Consider the following 253-nt stretch of genomic DNA (forward strand, 5'->3'; position numbering starts at 1 on the left):
TGGTTTATGCGGTCGTAGCATTCTTGGATGGTCCAGTCCCAGATGATTGCGACTGTTTGTTTTGAGTGGGTGATTGGGCCTGTTTTTTTCATGTAGGTGCGACGGCTGATTCCGTCTGCGGCGCGTGCGCCGTTGCAGGCGTAGGTGTTGTCGTCGAGGCCGTGTTCGTTGCGGTAGATTTCTTCGAGGTCTTGGTATTGGTATGGTTCAAATCCTGCTGCTGCGATTACGGGTATTCGGGTTATGGGTTGGA

Annotated in this window: 1 protein-coding gene; it reads right to left on the bottom strand. The window is 52.6% G+C overall.

The window, feature by feature from the left end; all coding sequences use genetic code 11:
• On the bottom strand, window positions 1-253 hold a 253-nt coding region (locus QP415_RS12290; RefSeq protein WP_285100261.1), incomplete at both ends, for a hypothetical protein.

The organism is Pauljensenia sp. UMB3104, from assembly GCF_030217285.1.
GTDB lineage: Bacteria > Actinomycetota > Actinomycetes > Actinomycetales > Actinomycetaceae > Pauljensenia.